Origin of the sequence: Pseudoclavibacter sp. AY1H1 (assembly GCF_002931055.1) — a bacterium.
GTDB lineage: Bacteria > Actinomycetota > Actinomycetes > Actinomycetales > Microbacteriaceae > Pseudoclavibacter.
In genome coordinates this window covers 186,012-187,085 of record NZ_PSXX01000009.1, presented here as the reverse complement: position 1 = coordinate 187,085, position 1,074 = coordinate 186,012, and positions in this window count along the sequence as shown.

The following is a 1,074-nucleotide window of genomic DNA, read 5'->3' as shown; positions in this document are numbered from 1 at the left end:
GTACTGCAGGGGGGACCCTGTGGGAGAGTAGGTCACCGCCGGACTTCTTCATAAGCCGGGGTTGGTTGTTGAGTGAGCAGAGATGCTCCTCGATGACCAACCCCGGCTTTTTTCATTCGCCACCAACCGCGAAAATACAACGCCGCGCCGAAGCACCCCGATGGCAGCACAGGGCACGTCCCTGAGCTCCGGAGCGCTGTGACGTAGGCTGGGTGGCGACGCAAGCGTCCAAGGTGAGGCGCATTCAGACAAGCACGACAACAATTCGACAGCGCATCCCGAGGAGCTATTCATGGACGCAAACGACAACGAGCGGCGAAACCCGAGCAACGAACGCGGGTCAGGCAACCGCCAGGAACGCAGCGGCCAGGATGGGCGACGGGATGCGAACTCCCGCGGCGGCGACCGCAAGCAGTTCGGCGACCGCAAGCCCTACGCAGGCGGCGGCGACCGCAACCAGGGAGAACGACGCAGCTACAACAACCGTGACGATGCCCAGCGCGGCGAGCGCAAGTCGTACGCGCCCCGCGATGGTGAGCGGAAATCCTACGCACCGCGTGATGACAACCGTGGTGAGCGCAAGTCGTACCCACCGCGTGACGGCGAGCGGAAGTCCTACGCCCCCCGTGATGACAACCGCGGCGAGCGCAAGTCGTACCCTCCCCGCGACGGCGAGCGGAGGTCCTACGCACCACGCGACGACAGCCGTGGCGAGCGCAAGTCGTACGCGCCCCGCGATGGTGAGCGGAAGTCCTACGCGCCCCGTGACGACAGCCGTGGCGAGCGCAAGTCGTACCCTCCTCGTGACGGTGAGCGGAAGTCCTACGCACCGCGTGACGACAGCCGTGGCGAGCGCAAGTCGTACCCTCCTCGTGACGGTGAGCGTCGTCCCTACAACTCCCGCGATGACCGCGGCGAGCGCAAGTCGTTCCCGCCCCGCGATGGCGAGCGGAAGTCGTACGCACCCCGTGATGACAACCGTGGTGAGCGGAAGTCCTACGCGCCCCGTGACGACAGCCGCGGCGAGCGCAAGTCGTACCCTCCTCGTGACGGCGAGCGGAAGTCCTACGCACC